Raw genomic sequence first — 16,276 nt, forward strand, 5'->3', positions numbered from 1 at the left:
CCGTGTCGTCGGGTCACGCTCCCGCCGCACCCGGGATCGGCCAGGCGCCGGTCACCCCGCCGCAGCCCGTGCACGACGAGCCGGAGCCGGAGTACTTCACCATCACCTTCCCGCCGGCCCTGATGACCCAGGCGACGGGGGTGAGCCTGGGGAAGAGTCTCGCGGACCCCGCGTCCCTCCCGGCCTCACCCGTGCGCTACGGACCGGTCACCGAGACCTCCCGGATCCCCGTGATCCAGGCCCCGCACCGGGACCACACACCCGAGGGGACGCACGAGGCCGCAGCGGGAGCGGCGTCGTCGACCCCCGAAACGCGGTCCGAGACCGTGGCTCCTCCCGCCGAGCCGGTGCGCGCGGTGGACGCCGAGGGACTGACCCTGCTGGAACCCGGGGCGTATTCCCGCGGGACGTCCACGACCCGAGTGGTGCTCGCGCTACTCGTGGCCGTGATCGTGGCGCTCGTGGTGGCCCTCGTGATCTTCGTTCTGTGAAACCGACCCATGCGAAAGGACAGCACACTTCAGTGACTGCAACCACCGAATCCATCGACCTCGTGCGCAGCGCCGCGCGCGCCGCGGACCAGAAGAAGGCCGAGAACGTCGTCGCGTTCGACGTCAGCGAGAGCCTCGCCATCACGGACGTCTTCATGGTGACCTCCGCGTCCAACGAACGTCTGGTCTCCGCCGTGGTGGACGCCGTGGAGGAAGCGCTCATCGAGCAGCACGACCGCCGGCCCCTGCGCCGTGAGGGCAAGGGGGAGGGCCGCTGGGTGCTCCTGGACTACGGGGACGCCGTGATCCACGTGCTCCACGACGAGGACCGTGCCTTCTACGCCCTCGAACGGCTGTGGGGCGACTGCCCGGCGATCGACGTCCAGTTGCCATCGGCTGGCTCCGCGGACATCGACGACGACGCCGCTCCCCGCGCGGTCTGAGCTCGCGCCGCCGGGCAATTTGCGCGAGTTCGCGCAAATTGTCTAGGATGGTCGAGTCGTTCCGGGGAACTGGAAACGCGACGGTCCCACGAAGTTGTTCGGGAGTGAATCCCGGGTGAACGTGGCAGGCCGAAGCGTGGTAGGGTTTCGGAGTCGTACGGGGCTATGGCGCAGCTGGTAGCGCACCTGCATGGCATGCAGGGGGTCAGGGGTTCGAGTCCCCTTAGCTCCACCGAATGGCCTGTCGCACGGGCGGAGAAACCCGGATCCTCGAAAGAGGGTCCGGGTTTTTCGCTGTCCGGGTGGGTTTGTTGTGCCGGGTGTGGTTGTCGGTCGAGGGTCCAGGAGGGGCCTCCGCGTCCGTGGCGTGGACGCCCCACACGCCGGATACACATATGTGCCGAAAAGACATGGTTCCGGGTCCTGGGCGTGCGTATCGCACCACAGATGTATTCCGTGGCCTTTCTCACGCTCTACACGGGGAAATTGTGTCCGGGCGGTCGTCACATCATGGGCAAGAAGATATGCCCCTCTCTACGCTGGGGGTGGCCCATCGTCGGGTCCCCGGAATGCGACACGAGAACACCATGTCAACGGATTTCCCCGCCCTTCCCACCTTTCACGGTTCCCTTCCGATGATCGATTCCGAGGACGTCGCTCTACTGCTGGTGGACCACCAGAGCGGCCTGTTCCAGGTCGTCGGGGTTTGAGCGTCCCGGACCTGCGTTGTAATGCGACCGTCCTGGCCAAGGTGGCCGGTAGAACGGGGATGCCCGTGGTCGCCACCGCCTCCGTCCCGGAGGGCCCCAACGGCCCGCTCATCCCGGAGATCCAGAAACATGCCCCGCAGACCGTGTACGTGCCCCGCAAGGGTGAGGTCAACGCATGGGACTGCGTGGACTTCGTGGAGGCGGTCAAGACCACGGGGAAGAAGCAGTTCATCATCGCGGGCACGCTGACCACCGTGTGTATGGCGTTCCCCGCACTCTCGGCGGTGGCCGAGGGTTACCAGCTGCCCGCGGAGTCCCACCAGAAGGCCCAGGAGGTCGAGCGCACGGGTGAGCCATTGGATTCTGAGCGCGACTGAGCGAACGCGCCTCGTGGCGCATCGGCCTGTTTCACGGGCCGCGGCGTGATGGGAGCGAGGGTGGGTGGGGTCCACCGTGGACCCCACCCACCCTCCCCGTCTATTCGTGGGTGCTCACCCGGAGCAGGTGGAACACCGTGTCCTGGGTGGCCAGGTTGAAGTTGTCGTCCGCCGCGAGCACGAGGGATGTGTCACCGTCCGCGAAATCCGGACCGAAACTCACGGCCTCCACGTTCCCGGGGGACATCCCCGATACGACCAGGTCGATGACCAGTTCCTTCTTCATCGGGATTTCCGTACCCGTGAGGGCCGCCGAACGGGACACATCGGTGGCGCCCTTGGTGCTGGCCCGGTAGACCTGGATCTGGTTCTCACCCTCGACGTACTGACGCTCGATCACCAGATAATCGGTCTTGCTCAATTGCAGCATCTCGGAAGCGCCGCGGTCGCCGCCACTCGAACCCCGCGGGACGGACACCGGCTCGGTCTTGTAGACGTACTGGGCCAGGTTGTGACCGGTCCGCCGGTCGAGCTGGGCCAGGCGCAGCGGGCTCCCGGTCTCGGGTGAGGCGACCGGGCCGTCCTGGACCAGGGTTGCCTCGTTCATCACGGAGAACGTGGTGCCGCACGGCCCCAGGGTCAGATTCTCCAGCGCGAGGTTGTTGCGAACGCCCCGGATCTGATTGCCGCTCTGGTCCAACGCTGGGAGGTACTGCCGAGGCACGTCGAACGCGCGAACGAACGCCCCTGTGTCGGTCATCTCCCGAATGGCCGGGGCGAGTCCCTTGGTCACGTCTCCCTCGTCCGTCCAGAGAGCCGTGTGCGAGGTGCGGTCCCATCGGATGGACTCCGGATCCACGGAGTTCTCCGGGTACGGGGAGCCATCTGCGTGCTGGAGCACCGTGGTGTCCGTGACGGAGTACCCCGGTGCATCGAAGCCATCATCGTCGAAGGGTAGGTCCAGGGTGTAGAACCTGGCGGGTGCTTTCTGGGAACGGTCGTCGCTGAGGGCCAGATAGGAACCGTCCTCGGAGCGATAGTCCACCCCGGAGATCCCGCCGAAAGGCACGCCGTTCACGCTGCGCAACTCGTCCGGCAAGACCATGCTGTCCACGTAGCTCACCTCGAAGGCGTGCCCCTTGTGATGCCCTCGCCCCGGGCGGTGCTTTTTCCCGTGGCGACGGTGCCGATCGTGATGGGCCCCCTGATCTCCCCGGTGCTCGCGTACACGGTGTCCCTGCGTGTTGGCTTTACCCTCGTGCGGGTGGGTGCCCGGTGCGGGAGAGCGGTCATGCCCTCCCATGGGGACCTGGACGGCGGAGCCGGTGTTCACCGCCGGCGCCGCGGCCGCGGCCGGTCCCGCGGTGAATAGGCCGAACCCCACGGTGATCGCGGCCGCAGGGACGAGTGATCGGTGCATGGCGGTACTCCTCGGTCTGACCCGCGCGGGTCGGCGGCGGGTGTGCCGCAGACCCTACGAGCGTCCGGAGACCGCGAGGTGACCGACCGGTGAACGTCTCTGCGCGACGTCGGGCCCCGGTATGTCCGGGATGGCCGGGCGCCGCGCGGCACGGCCGTCGACAGCGAACGTCGATCGAACCCGTCCGGGCTGGCCAGAAACCGGGCAGGGGCAGGCCTGAGATGGACCCGGGCATGTCACGGGGCGTCGCCGGGGGTATGGGCGCGTAGCCGGAGCCGTTCGGTGACGAGGGGCAGGGACAGCCCAGAATCGTCAGGCATGTCCTTAAACTACTTAGTTCGCGTGCCGGGTGAACAGTGTTCGTTTACGCTGACCCCGTGAGTTACTGGGACCATCGCAAACCGGTGCACCGCACCCGCGCCGTGGACGCGGACGAGATCGGCCGAACCGCCGCCGCTCTGCTGGATGCGGGCGGGCTCCGGGCCCTGACGGTCCGCGCCGTGGCCGGTCGGTTGAACGTGGCGCCGGCGAGCCTGTACTCGCGCGTGTCGTCCGTGGACGACCTGTTCGACCTCGGGCTCGACCACGCGCTCGGCGCCGACCCCGCCATGCGACACGCGGTGGACACCTGCGAGCTCACGGACCTGATGCTCGCCTATCACGCGCACCTCACGCGCCACGGGTGGGCGTGCCTGGTAATCGGGATGCGTGCTCCCAGGGGACCCCACTACCTCCGCTTGTCGGAGCGGATGATCGCTCTCCTGGACGAGCTCGGTGCGCCCGATCCCCTCAGTGCTGCGTACACACTCGCCAGCTTCACGCTCGGCAGCGCTCTGACACAGCCGATGGCCCCTTCCGAGCGCGCCGCCCCGGTCGATGCGGAGATCGCGCCGCGCTATGCCCGCCTGCACGCCGAGCACCCCGTGGACACCGACGCCGTCTTCCGGTCGGGACTCACGGCCCTGACCGGAACCGCGCTGACACGGGACGACACCGACGGCGCCGGACATGGTGGCGCGCGGCAGGGGCCCCGATGACCCGGTTCATGGAGCGGTTCCAGATACCCCTCTACCTCGCAGCGCTCGCGGTGGGCGCGCTCGCCGGCTGGTGGGCCCCGGGCCTCGGTGGCCTCGCCGCCCCCGCGGTGCCCCCGGTGCTCGCGGCCCTGCTGTACGTGACGTTCCTGGGTATCCCGCTGCGCCGCGTGGGCGAAGGTCTGCGCGACCTGCGCTTCATGGCGTGCCTGGTGATCGTCAACTTCGCGGTCGTCCCGGTCATCGTGTTCGCGCTCATCCGCGCATTCTCCATCGAGGGCCCGATGCTGATCGGGGTGCTACTGGTCCTGCTCACCCCGTGCATCGACTACGTGATCGTGTTCTCGGGCCTCGCGGGCGCCGCGAACGACCGGTTGCTCGCGGCGTCCCCCGTGCTGCTCGTCCTGCAGATGCTGACCCTGCCCCTGTATTTGTGGTCGTTCCTGGCATCCGACGTCGCCGTGGCCGTGCACTGGGGGACGTTCGCCCAGGCCCTCGCGGTGGTGATCGTCATCCCTCTGGTGGCTGCGGCAGTGACCCAGTGGGCCGCAGCGCGGTCCCCGGTGGCCCGGCGGTGGGGCCGGCTCGCCGGTGGTGCCATGGTCCCGCTCATGATGCTCACCCTCGCGACCGTGGTCGCGTCCCAGATCGCCCTCGTGGGTTCACGCGCGCAAGCGCTGCTGCCGCTCGTACCCGTCTACGTGAGCTTCGCAGCGCTCATGACGGCGCTCGGCTGGGCGGCCGGTCGCCTTGCCGGCCTGCGCGTCCGCGAGCGCCGCGCGGTGCTCTTCAGCGGGGTCACGCGCAACTCCCTGGTGGTGCTGCCGCTCGCCCTCGCGGCGCCGGACGGCACGGTCCTCGCGCCGCTCGCCGTACTCACGCAGACCCTCGTGGAGCTGCTCGTCATGCTCGCACTCGTCGGCCTCGTGCCCCGTCTGGTGCGCTGAAGCGGACGACGACGCCGCGGCGCCGGGGCGTCGCGCGGACCCGGCCGAGCGACGTCGTCTCACGCCACAGGGGTATCGCGGGGTGGAAGGTCGAGAACTCCCAGCCCGCGGGGGTACGATTCCGGCCATGCCTACCAGTCCCACGAGGACGGGCGCGAGACATGCCTCGTGGCGTGTCGTTCTGGTGCTGGTCCTGCTGCTGGTGCTGGTGGCGGCCGTGGTCCTCATCAGTGTGAACCCGTTCAAGTCCGCGGAACCGCCCACGACCGACTGCACCCAGTACGGGCTGCGCGCGGACGACTCCCGAGCCTTCCCTCACACGGTGACCCTGGCCACGCAGCCGACCACCCAGGACCAGACCCAAGCCGGGGCGCTCGGCCACCTGGAGCAGACCTACACGTACCGCGGGACCACGAGTTCCTACCACGTGATCGACGGCGGGGTGGACGTCTCCAAGCCCGTGGGGCTCGTGATCGACCTGCACGGGGACGGCGGGGCGGAGTACTTCGAACCGGGTGGGCGCACCACGTGCCTGTCCGCGATCGCGGCCTCCCACAACGACCTGTTGGCCGTGCCCCTCACACCCGACTGCCAGGGCGAGTGCACGTGGTGGCAGGGGATGGGCGCCAACATGCGCTGGTTGCGCGCTTTGACCGAGAACCGGCTGCTCGCGGACCTCCCGGTGCAACGGGACCGGGTGTCGTGGTTCGGGTACTCGGGTGGCGCGGAGATGCTCAGCTACGGGGTGCTCAGCGGTGCCCGGGACCTCGTGACCGGCGGTGCGGCCATGGTGGGCGGTGGTGGCGCGCCGGACGGGCTGTCGAAGGTCCCGACCCGCCAGGAGAAGGCCGAGGTGCGCATGTGGTGGTTCACGGGTCTGCTGGACAACGGCTCAGATCCCGCGTCCGATTTCGACGCCGTCACGGCGGCCACGGAGGGTCAGCGCTTCTACGAGAAGCGCGGCTTCACGCGCACCCGCCTGGAACTGATGCCGCACCGCGACCACTTCAACATGCCGGACGCCGAGATCCTGGACGAACTGCTCGCGGCGGACGAACCCACGCCCTCCACGTGATCTACGGAACACGATTCACGGGCACACGGGGGGAAGTCCGTGGGGTGGGTCACGTTGAGTAATTCTTCAGCATGACATCCCCACCTGGGTGATGCCGGGACCGACACCGTACATTGCATCCAAGTTCATGCTTGTCGTATTCTGGCGACGTAATCTGGGCCAGCAGGGGGATATTTTCGCTGGACGCCATTGCGCATCTTCCGGATGTCACGCTGCCGTATCGGTCGGGGGACCCATCGGCATGATCCATACGTTTGCAGCACCGCGCCTCGACCGAGGACGACGTCCGCATCTCCCTGCACCACCGGTCCTTAGCAAGGGGGAGAGTACTAGCAGTGGACAGCCAAGATCTTAGGAGCGGAGTCCGAGCGCTCGCGCCGGACAGGGCCGTGTACCCGGTGGAGGAACCACCGGCACCGCGCACCCTCGTCGACATCGTCCTCGAGACGGTCGCGCAATACCCGGACGCCATCGCCTTGGAGGACGAGAACGAGAGCGTTCCCTACGGGGAACTCGAGGACCGGATCGAGACCCACGTCCAGCGGTTGTGGGACATGGGCATCGGACGCGGGGACCGTGTGGGCGTGCGTGTGCCCTCCGGCGGCGTGGACCTGTACGTTGCCATCCTGGCCACCCTGTTCGCCGGCGCGGCCTACGTGCCCGTGGACTGGGACGACCCCGATGAACGCGCGCGCACCGTGTGGGAGGAAGCCGGCGTGGCCGCCGTGTTCGGTCAGGGGCTCGAACTGACCCGCAACCCGGCCGTGACCACGGGTGAGCAGACCGCCACCCCGCGTACCCGCGACGACGCCTGGATCATCTTCACCTCCGGGTCCACCGGTAAGCCCAAGGGCGTGGCGATCTCCCACCGCTCCGCCGCGGCACTCGTGGACGCCGAGGCCCTCATGTACCTGCAGCGCCGCCCGCTCGGTCCCGGTGACCGCGTGATGGCGGGACTGTCCGTGGCTTTCGACGCGTCCTGCGAGGAGATGTGGCTCGCGTGGCGCCACGGTGCCACCCTGGTGCCCGCACCGCGCAAGATCGTGCGCTCCGGCCCGGACCTGGGCCAGTGGATCGTGGACAAGGAGATCACCGCGGTCTCCACCGTGCCCACGCTCGCATCCCTGTGGCCCAATGCCGCACTGGACCGGGTGCGCCTGCTGATCTTCGGCGGCGAGGCCTGCCCCCTGGAACTGACCAAGCACCTGGTGCGCCCGGGCCGTGAGGTGTGGAACACCTACGGACCCACCGAGGCCACCGTCATCGCCACGGGCGCCCTGCTCAACGGGGAGGCCCCAGTGCGCATCGGTCTGGCCGTGCCCGGGTGGGAACTCGCCGTCGTGGACGCCGACGGCCAGCCCGTGGGCTGGGGTGAGACCGGCGAGCTGATCATCGGCGGCGTGGGTCTGGGCCGCTACCTGGACCCCGCCAAGGACGCCGAGAAGTACGCGCCGCTGGAATCCCTGGGCTGGGACCGCGCGTACCGCTCGGGCGACGTCGTGCGCGCGGACCCCGAGGGCATCGTCTTTGCGGGCCGTGCCGATGACCAGGTCAAGGTCTCGGGGCGGCGCATCGAACTCGGTGAGATCGACACGCAGATGAGCGCCGTGCCCGGCGTGAAGCTCGGCGCGTGCGCCGTGCACTCCACCCCGGGCGGTGGCAGCGTGATCGCGGGTTACCTGGTCCCCGAGTTCGAGGGCTCCGTGGATCTCTCCGAGGCGCGGCGTTGGCTCGTGGAACGACTCCCGGGGCAGATGGTCCCCGCGCTGTGCATCATGGACGAACTGCCCATGAAAACCTCCGGCAAGGTGGACCGCAAGGCCCTTCCCTGGCCGCTGCCCACGTCCAACGACGACGGCTCCGAGTCCCTGACCGGGGACCTCGCGTGGCTCGCGGAACTGTGGGCGGACCAACTCGGACCGCTGCCGTTCGGCCCGGACAGCGATTTCTTCGCAATGGGTGGCAGCTCCGTGGCGCTCGCCCGGTTGGTCTCCGCGCTGCGCAAGACCCACCCGGACACCGAGATCGCCAAGATCTACGCCCACCCCACCCTCGAGGGCATGGCCGGTTACCTGGCCACGCTGGGAGAGTCCCACGACGTCAAGCGGGACCCCGAGCCCACCCCCGCGAGCACCGGCTGGCTGCAGGGGCTGTTCATCCTGGCCCTGAACTTCCTGAACGGGTTCCGCTACGTGGTGGGCGCGCTCATCGTGGTGTGGCTGCTGGCCGTGGTCGCGGACGCCGGTTGGGTCCCCACGCCGCCGTTGTGGCCGCTCGTCCTGGGGTGGCTCGTGATGTTCTCCCTGCCGGGGCGCGTGTTCATCGGTGCTGCCGCGGTACGCGCGCTGACCGCGGGGTTGAAACCCGGGCACTATCCGCGGGGGAGCTGGAACCATCTGCGAGTGTGGGCCGCCGAGCGCATCGTGGTCTACAACAAGTACGACGTCCTCACCGGCACCCCCATGGCCCGCGGCCTGCACCGGTTGTTCGGCAACAAGATCGGTAAGGGCGCACACCTCTACAACACCCCGCCCGTCACGGGTCTCGTGAGCGTGGGGGAGCACTCCACCCTGGAGTTCGAATCGGATCTGTCCGGCTACTGGCTGGACGGGGACGTCTTCCACGTGGGCGCCATCGAGATCGGTGACAACGCCCGCGTGGGCACCCGCACCCTCGTGGATCCCGGGATGCGCGTGGGCCACGGCGCCGAGGTGCTGCCCGGCTCGCACGTCAGCCGCAACGTCCCGGACGGCGAGCTGTGGGGCGGTTCCCCTCTGCGCCACCACGGCTCGGCCGGCCTCACGTGGCCCGAGGAGTCCCCGGAGGCCACGGGCGGCATGAAGACCTGGGGTTCGGCGACGTCGCACCTCGCGTTCTCCGCGGGCGCCGTGCTCGTGGGGTTGTTGCCCTTCCTCGCCCTGATCCCCGGGGCGCTGATCGTGCTGTCCCAGGTGATCACCATCCAGCAGTACGAGGTCGTCTTCCCGATCGTGGCGGTGTGGGTCCCCGTGTTCACCATCGTGACCGCGGTGGTGTGGTTGTTGCTCGTGGTCGCGCTCGTGCGCCTCGTGGCCGGGATGATCGTGCCGGGGTACTTCCCCCAGAACGGTCCCGTGGGGTGGGCCATGTGGCTCACCGAGACGCTCATGCAGCGCACCCTGATCTCCACCTACCCCGTGTACGCGTCCTGCATCACTCCGTGGTTCATGCGCCTGCTGGGGGCCAAGGTGGGGCGCAACGTGGAGATCTCCACCGCGGAGACCATCCCGCACCTGACCACGCTCAAGGACGGGTCCTTCCTGGCCGACCACGCCCTGGTCACGTCCCACCGCGCCGGGTTTGGATGGTTGCACGTGGGTACCTCCGTGATCGGTGAGCGCACCTTCGTGGGCAACTCCGGGATCGTGGGACCGGACCGGGACCTGCCCGCGGACGCCCTCGTGGCTGTGCTCAGCTCCGCCCCGCACCACGCACCCGCCGGTTCGTCCTGGCTGGGTCGCACGGCCGAGCCGATCGCCCGCGCCAAGACCGAGGCCGACGCCGAGTCCACGTTCCGCCCGCAACGGCGGCTCAAGGCGGCGCGTGCGTTCGTGGAGTTCTTCCGCTTCGTGCCCGCCATGGTCTCGGCCTGGTTGGACCTCATCATCGTGTACGTCCTCACCGAGATCTACATGTCCCACGGGATGGGCGCCACGGGTGTGGTGGCCGCGTTCGCGTGGTCCGGTGTGGTGCTCACGGTCGCCAGTACCGTGGCCTGCCTGGTGCCGGTGCTCGTCAAGTGGGCCCTCGTGGGCCGCTTCCGACCCAGCGAACGGCCGCTGTTCAGCTCATTCGTGTGGCGCAACGAACTCACGGACGTGTTCGCCGAGTCCCTCGCGGTCCCGTCCATGATCCGCCTGAGCGTGGGCTCGCCCATGTTCAACCTGTGGGCGCGTCTGATGGGTGCGCACATCGGTCGCGGCGTGTGGTGCGAGTCGTGGTGGCTGCCCGAGTTCGACCTCGTGCGCCTCGAGGACAACGTGTCCGTCAACCGCGGCACGGTCCTGCAGACCCACTTGTTCCACGACCGGGTCATGCGGATGGAGCCCGTGACCATGCGGCGGGGATCCACGCTGGGCCCCAACAGCTTCGTGCTGCCGGGTGCGACGATCGAGGAGCGCACCACCGTGGCCCCCGGGTCACTGGTCATGCGGCAGGAGACGGTGCCCTCGGACGGCAACTGGGGCGGTAACCCCATCCGTCACCTCGCACCGGGGGACCAGGCAGTCAGCGCCGAGGTCGTGCCCGCGATCGAGTCGGACCATGTGTCCACCGCACCGTTGCTCGGGGCCGCCCCGGCGCCGCAGTTGAGCGCGGGATCGTCCGCGATGGCCACGGTCCGCACCGACGTCGTCCCCGCGGGGAAGACCTCCGGTAAGCACGAGGGAGTCACCGAATGACGCAGCAGAGCACGCAAGAAGTCGTCCTGGAGGGTGACCTGCCCGTGGGACAGCGCCCGCAACCGGGGCGCCGTCCACCGCGAGAGGTGTGGTTGGGCGACCGCGGGGACGAGGGCCGCACCGCGGCGGAGAGCGGTCTGTGGACCGCCGCGACCCCGGTGGTCACCGCACCGCCGCGTTCCACGTCCGCACCGCGTCAGGGTGCGGCCACCCGCAACGTGACGAGCGCGGACGGCCGCCGCACCAAGCGCCGCATCATGGGCGTGGACGTGGCGCGTGGATTCGCGCTCATCGGGATGATCGCGGTGCACGTGCTCCCCGCGGCGAACGCCGCGGGGGAACCGTCCCTCGAATGGACCCTGTTCGCCGGGCACTCGGCCGCGCTGTTCGCCACGCTCGCCGGTGTGAGCCTCGCATTCATGACCGGGGGGCGCACCCCGCGCCACGGTCGTGACGGCTCCCGGGCGCGGTTCTCCATCCTGGTGCGTGCCCTGCTGCTGTTCGCGATCGGTCTCACGGTGAACCTGCTCGACCTGCCCGTATACAACATCCTGATCTACTACGGTCTGATGTTCCTGCTGGCCATCCCGTTCACGCTCATGAGTGTGCGGTGGCTGCTGGCCTCGGCCGCGTTCTTCGCGGTGGTCATGCCGTTCGTGATGCAGTGGTCGCTGTCGGTGCTGCCCGCCCACGTGTACGGCAACCCCAGCTTCTTGGAGATCTTCTCGGACCCGGGCTCCGTGTTCGCGGAGCTGTTCCTCACGGGCACCTACCCGGCGCTGCCCTGGATGACGTTCATCTGCCTGGGGCTGGCGCTGGGCCGGTTGCCCCTGTCCCGCGACCGGGTGCAGGTGCTGCTCGTGATCGTGGGCGCCGTGGTCGCGGCCCTGTCTCGCGGTATCTCCATGCTCATGTTGCTGCGGTTCGACCTCGAGGACGCGTTGATCAATGCGACCCTGTGGATGACGTCCGAGGACGTGTGGAACATCCAGTACTACGGCCCGGACCCCCAGCTGCCGGACACCACGAACCTGTGGTTGCTGCTCACGGGCCCGCACACCAACACCCCGCTCGCCCTGTTCGAGAGCGCGGGCATGGCGATGATCGCACTGGGCGCGTTCCTGCTGCTGTGCCGCGTGATTGGCAAGTGGCTCACGTGGCTGGGTGCCATGGGCTCCATGACGCTGACGCTCTACGTGTCGCACCTGATCTTCATGGCGTTCGTGTGGACGGACGGCACCCCGTGGTTCTGGTACATCGTCCAGATTGTGGTGGCCGCCCTGTTCGCGGTGGCGTGGCAGCACGCCGTGGGGGCGGGTCCGCTCGAGCGGTTCGTGACCCGGGCGTCCAAGAGCGCGGCGGCCGCGGTGATCCGGCCCAAGAAGGCGCTCCCGCGGCGTCGTGCGGAGACCCCGCGGCGTCGCCACTGAGTGATGCCGCTGCCCCGCGGGGCGGATGACGAATGAACGGACCTCAGCCCTGCGGGGCGGGGTCCGTTCGCCATGCCACGGCCAGGCGCGCGTTCTCCCGCGCCGTGGTGCGCACGTCGCTCACGCTCCACCCGCGGCCGTAGTCCGCGCGTGCGGCCGATCCCACGTGGATGCTTGCGGGGTCGCGGGACAGTCCCGTCTGCCAGCCCTTCACCAGCGCTTCCACCCGCACCCATGTGCGCGTCACGGCCACGGCACGACGCCGCCCGCGCACGCGGGAAAGCCGGGCGCGGTCCGCGGGGTGCAGGATGTCGAGCAGCACGTTCGCCTCCACCTCGGACTGCAGACGCTCCACGTCCACGCCCACGGCACGCTGGGCCGTGACGAGAGCGATGACCCCGGCCGTGCGCGAGACCGAGAACCGGACGGGGCGAACGTGACCCAGCGCGGAGGACGCCGCGAGCTCGGGACCGGCGTCACCGCGGGACCCGGTCACCGCCGCCGCGCGACCGTGCACCTCGTGGGGTGCCCCGGTGCGTGGGTCGTGGCTGATCGGGACCTCGTGGGCGGAGCACCCGAGTCGGTGGGCCAGAACGTGGCGCAGAGCAACGCGTGAGACCACGAACAGTTCACGGGTGTGGGAGTCCTGCAGCGCACACGCCCGGGACAGTTCGTCCTCCGTGAGGCAGTCCACGGCGGAGAACGCCCAGGACGAGACATCCTCGAGGTGCACGACGTGCAGCGTGAGATCCGCCGGTGCACCGGGCACGCGGCGTCGTTGTGCTGCCCACACGGGCTGGCGGTGCGCGACCGCGTGCGCGCTCATCGGGCGCCACCCGTCGTGCCGTCGACAGCGGACCGCAACGCGTCGTGCAGCTCGCGTGCGTGATTGAACAGCCCGTGATGGCCCCCGGGGATCGTGAGTGTGGCAGTGCCCCCGGTGCTCGTCCACCCCGCCATGGACCCCGCCGACGCCGTGCGGTCCTCCTGTGCGTGGACGAGCAGCAGGGGCGTGGCGAGCTCCGGCGGGGCGGCGTCGTAGCTCAACGACGCCCGAAGATCCGCGCGCAACGGGGCCAGGACGAGCTCACGCAGATCAGGGTCCGTGAGCAGCTCCTCGGGGGTGCCCCCGAGCTCGAGCAACCAAGCGGCCAGAGCGGCGTCGTCCTCGAGGATCGACGCGAGGTGCGGATCGCGATCCGGGGGCGCGGCCTTGGCGGAGAGCACCGTGCGCTCGAGCCGACCCGGGCGCTCGCGGTCCAGGGCCGCGGTGAACTCGGCGGCGAGCAGCGCACCGAAGGAGTGACCGAGCGCGACCGTGGGCCGCTCGTCCGCGTCGAGGATCGGCAGCAGCGCCGCAAGCGCTTCCGCGACGAGCTCCGGGACGTCCACGACAGCGGGTTCGGCCATACGTGATTCCCGGCCTGGACGGCGGTGGGTGAGCACCTCGGTGTCCGCGGCCTGCAGATCGCGGCCGGACAGTGCCCCGGCGCCGGCGTGGGGAAAGACGACGAGGCGCCGTTGCGGGGTGAACGGGCCGGAGAACCACTGGGCGAGGGCCGTGGCGGGGGGTGGGGTCGTAGCCAACTTCCCGGACCTCCTGAATCCTGAGTGTGCCGACTGCCGCCGGTGCCGCGCGTGGGCGACGCTCGCTCGGTACGGTGCCGGACTGTTCCACCGGGCGGCCCTGTGGGGCGTTGCGGCGGGTGCTCCGGTGCGGGTCCGGGGTGCTGCGAGTGGGCGTCTTACTGCGAGGCGTTCGGGGGAGAGGCTGCGGTGGGGGGGGGACTTTTCGTCCGCGCTGCGGGAGGACCTAGACTCGAGGTAGGGGGCGCCGGCCCTTCCGTGGTGTGGACGTGGTCCCACAGTACCGAACCCGGCTGGGTGTGCTCCCCCGCAATCCGGGAAGTGACCCGGGTGCATGACGGACGCGGCATGGGAGGAACCCGTGGGGAAGAAGACACAACGAGCATCGGCCACGCCCGCCACACTCGCCCTCGAGCGCGCTGGCGTGCAATTCGAGGCCATGGGTTACGAGCACGATCCCCACGTCACGGCCTACGGGCGCGAAGCGGCCGAGGCGCTGGGGCTGCCGCCGCAGTGCGTGTTCAAGACCCTGGTGGTGCAGACGGATCACGATGGCTTCGGGGTGTGCGTGGTGCCTGTGGCGCAGAGTGCGGACCTGAAAGCGGTGGCCGTCGCGCTGGGTGCCAAGAAGGCCCGGTTGGCGGATCCCGGGGACGTTCAGCGACTGACTGGCTACGTGCTCGGCGGAGTGAGCCCTCTGGGTCAGCGCACCCACTTGCCCACGGTGATCGACGACGGCGCTCGGCGGTTGGACCGGATGTACGTCTCCGGTGGCCGACGCGGGCAGGACGTGGGTCTGGCCCCGCGGGATCTGGCCGAGCTCACCGGGGCGGTGTTTGCGGCGATCGCCCGCTGAGGTGGTCGCCGCGATCGCGCGGTGACGGGCACGGTTTCATCTTCCGACCCTTGACGCGCCATGAAGTGGATCCAGATTTATGGGAGATGAATACTGATTCACTTACCGACACCTCGGCCCTCGCCCCGAAGGGAGCGGCCCGTCGCGCCCGCAAGGAGGCCCGCCGGAACCAGCTGCTGCGTGCGGCCGGTGCGGTGCTGGACGAACTCACCGAACGGGTCCCGGCCGCTGTGGCCGCGGCGGACGAGGACCCGGTGGAGCGGGTGAGCGCCGTCGCGCCCGAGGACCGGCCTCAGGGGAGGCCCGGAAGTCCGCTCGGAGGGCCGTCCCAGAATCCGTCCAGGAGCCCGCTCCTGGACCCAGCCGAGAATCCGCCCCGGAATCCACCCGAGATGAGGAGACGCGTCATGACCGCTGAGCACGAGTTCGAGGACATCCTGTACGAGATCCGCGGCGCCGCGGCCGTGACCACCATGAACTGACCCCAGCGCTACAACGCGTTCCGGTCGCAGACGGTGTACGAGCTCATCACCGCACTCCGGCTCGCCGGGGCGGACCGGGCTGTGCAATCCGTCATCCTGACCGGTGCGGGCGAGAAGGCCTTCTGCGCGGGCGGGGACGTGAAGCAGCGCGCCGAGACCGGCGACTATGGTCCGTCGCCGTCGGGGATGGTCGAGATCGGGAACCTGCACAAGGTCATCCGTGACATCCCCAAGCCGGTGATCGCGGCGGTCAACGGACTCGCGATCGGTGGCGGGCACGTGCGGCACGTGCTGTGCGATCTCACGATCGCCTCGAGCACCGCGCGCTTCGGTCAGTCCGGGTCCACGGTGGGTTCGTACTGATCGTGGAGGAGATCGCCCGCGGTGACTTCAGCGCGGGCTACGTCCAGGTGGTGGGTTCGCTCGTGGGACAGATCCCGGCGTCGTCGGCGTCGCCCAAGACGGCGGAGAAGTACGTGCCGCTCATCACGAGCGGGCTCGGCATCGTGGGCATCGCCCTCTCCGAATCGCACGCGGGCTCGGACGCCGGCAACCCGAGGATGACGGCCCGGCGCACTGACGACGGTTGAGTCATCAACGGCACCAAAGCGGTGGGCCACGGCCTGATGCGCTGCGAGGACGTCCTGGTCCCGCGCGAGCACCTGATCGGCCCCGGGGGCGCGGGATTCACCCAGGTCATGGAGCTCATCATTTCCCGCGAATCGGCCGGACGCGGGTACGCCCCCTGACCGGGATCGACAGCACGACCAGGAGGATTTCCCATGAACGAGCACAACACCGACACCACCGCACGGGTGGCGATCGTGACCGGCACCGGACAGGGCATCGGAGCGGCCATCGCCGAGCCGCTGCACGAGGTCACTGAGGAGTGGACCCGCGAGATCGTGACCGTGGAGCTGCTCGGGGTGCTCACTGTGGCTCGCCATGTCCTGCCGCATCTGCGTGCGGGGGGGGGGGGGGGCCG

The 16,276-nt window shown here is 69.5% G+C and carries 16 protein-coding genes, 1 tRNA gene and 1 pseudogene; 15 read left to right on the forward strand and 3 right to left on the reverse strand.

Going from position 1 to position 16,276, the window contains the following annotated elements; translation table 11 throughout:
• From B3I25_RS06540 to B3I25_RS06555, 4 genes are all read left to right on the forward strand, one after another.
• Positions 1-491, forward strand: a 491-nt coding sequence (locus tag B3I25_RS06540; protein ID WP_286738362.1) for a hypothetical protein, incomplete at its 5' end; no start/stop codon positions are given.
• 32 nt (positions 492-523) lie between these two features.
• Positions 524-934 (forward strand): ribosome silencing factor, encoded by a 411-nt coding sequence (rsfS, locus tag B3I25_RS06545; protein ID WP_064846159.1) that lies wholly within the window; start codon positions 524-526, stop codon positions 932-934.
• Between the two features lie 159 nt (positions 935-1,093).
• Positions 1,094-1,166: transfer RNA gene (locus tag B3I25_RS06550), tRNA-Ala, on the forward strand.
• Between the two features lie 474 nt (positions 1,167-1,640).
• On the forward strand, positions 1,641-2,021 hold the full coding sequence (locus B3I25_RS06555; RefSeq protein ID WP_286738363.1) for an isochorismatase family protein: 381 nt from the start codon (positions 1,641-1,643) through the stop codon (positions 2,019-2,021).
• Between the two features lie 100 nt (positions 2,022-2,121).
• On the opposite strand, the gene B3I25_RS06560 is transcribed toward B3I25_RS06555, so the two are convergent.
• On the reverse strand, positions 2,122-3,144 hold the full coding sequence (locus tag B3I25_RS06560) for an esterase-like activity of phytase family protein (protein ID WP_286738364.1): 1,023 nt from the start codon (positions 3,142-3,144) through the stop codon (positions 2,122-2,124).
• 674 nt (positions 3,145-3,818) lie between these two features.
• On the opposite strand from B3I25_RS06560, the gene B3I25_RS06565 reads away from it, so the two are divergent.
• The 5 genes from B3I25_RS06565 to B3I25_RS06585 all read left to right on the forward strand — a co-directional run bounded on the left by B3I25_RS06565 (position 3,819) and on the right by B3I25_RS06585 (position 12,366).
• A complete protein-coding gene (locus tag B3I25_RS06565) occupies positions 3,819-4,478 on the forward strand; it encodes a TetR/AcrR family transcriptional regulator (RefSeq protein ID WP_286738365.1) in 660 nt (219 codons plus the stop codon).
• A complete protein-coding gene (locus B3I25_RS06570; protein ID WP_098054425.1) occupies positions 4,475-5,422 on the forward strand; it encodes an arsenic resistance protein in 948 nt (315 codons plus the stop codon). The genes B3I25_RS06565 and B3I25_RS06570 overlap by 4 nt, the downstream gene beginning before the upstream one ends.
• A gap of 127 nt (positions 5,423-5,549) precedes the next feature.
• Positions 5,550-6,497: a hypothetical protein gene (locus B3I25_RS06575; RefSeq protein ID WP_286738366.1), complete on the forward strand. Its 948-nt coding sequence runs from the start codon at positions 5,550-5,552 to the stop codon at positions 6,495-6,497.
• 335 nt (positions 6,498-6,832) lie between these two features.
• Complete coding sequence (locus tag B3I25_RS06580) at positions 6,833-10,936, forward strand: Pls/PosA family non-ribosomal peptide synthetase (RefSeq protein WP_286738367.1); 4,104 nt, start codon at positions 6,833-6,835, stop codon at positions 10,934-10,936.
• Positions 10,933-12,366: a DUF418 domain-containing protein gene (locus B3I25_RS06585; RefSeq protein ID WP_286738369.1), complete on the forward strand. Its 1,434-nt coding sequence runs from the start codon at positions 10,933-10,935 to the stop codon at positions 12,364-12,366. The genes B3I25_RS06580 and B3I25_RS06585 overlap by 4 nt, the downstream gene beginning before the upstream one ends.
• Before the next feature lie 43 nt (positions 12,367-12,409).
• Here the strand turns inward: B3I25_RS06585 and B3I25_RS06590 are convergent, their stop codons facing one another.
• Positions 12,410-13,192: a 4'-phosphopantetheinyl transferase family protein gene (locus B3I25_RS06590; protein WP_286738370.1), complete on the reverse strand. Its 783-nt coding sequence runs from the start codon at positions 13,190-13,192 to the stop codon at positions 12,410-12,412.
• On the reverse strand, positions 13,189-13,953 hold the full coding sequence (locus tag B3I25_RS06595; protein WP_286738372.1) for a thioesterase II family protein: 765 nt from the start codon (positions 13,951-13,953) through the stop codon (positions 13,189-13,191). Before B3I25_RS06595 ends, B3I25_RS06590 begins: the two co-directional genes overlap by 4 nt.
• A gap of 334 nt (positions 13,954-14,287) precedes the next feature.
• On the opposite strand from B3I25_RS06595, the gene ybaK reads away from it, so the two are divergent.
• The 6 genes and pseudogenes from ybaK to B3I25_RS06625 form a co-directional block, all read left to right on the forward strand.
• The gene (ybaK, locus tag B3I25_RS06600; protein ID WP_206399169.1) at positions 14,288-14,809 is read left to right on the forward strand and encodes a Cys-tRNA(Pro) deacylase; all 522 of its coding nucleotides are present in this window, start codon (positions 14,288-14,290) and stop codon (positions 14,807-14,809) included.
• Positions 14,810-14,895: 86 nt separating this feature from the next.
• Positions 14,896-15,291, forward strand: coding sequence for a hypothetical protein (locus B3I25_RS06605; protein WP_286738373.1), 396 nt, complete (start codon positions 14,896-14,898; stop codon positions 15,289-15,291).
• Positions 15,292-15,303: 12 nt separating this feature from the next.
• Positions 15,304-15,654: pseudogene (locus tag B3I25_RS06610) on the forward strand (enoyl-CoA hydratase-related protein); the annotation flags it as partial.
• A 2-nt stretch (positions 15,655-15,656) separates the two neighbouring features.
• Positions 15,657-15,881, forward strand: a complete 225-nt coding sequence (locus B3I25_RS06615; protein WP_286738374.1) for a hypothetical protein — start codon at positions 15,657-15,659, stop codon at positions 15,879-15,881.
• A 21-nt stretch (positions 15,882-15,902) separates the two neighbouring features.
• Positions 15,903-16,040 carry a hypothetical protein gene (locus B3I25_RS06620; RefSeq protein WP_286738375.1) on the forward strand — a complete coding sequence of 46 codons (138 nt, stop codon included), beginning with the start codon at positions 15,903-15,905 and terminating at the stop codon, positions 16,038-16,040.
• Positions 16,041-16,073: 33 nt separating this feature from the next.
• Positions 16,074-16,276 (forward strand): hypothetical protein (locus B3I25_RS06625; RefSeq protein WP_286738377.1); only part of this gene is annotated, 203 nt, incomplete at its 3' end.

Source organism: Kocuria sp. UBA1838, assembly GCF_002338785.1.
Classification (GTDB): Bacteria; Actinomycetota; Actinomycetes; order Actinomycetales; family Micrococcaceae; genus Kocuria; species Kocuria marina.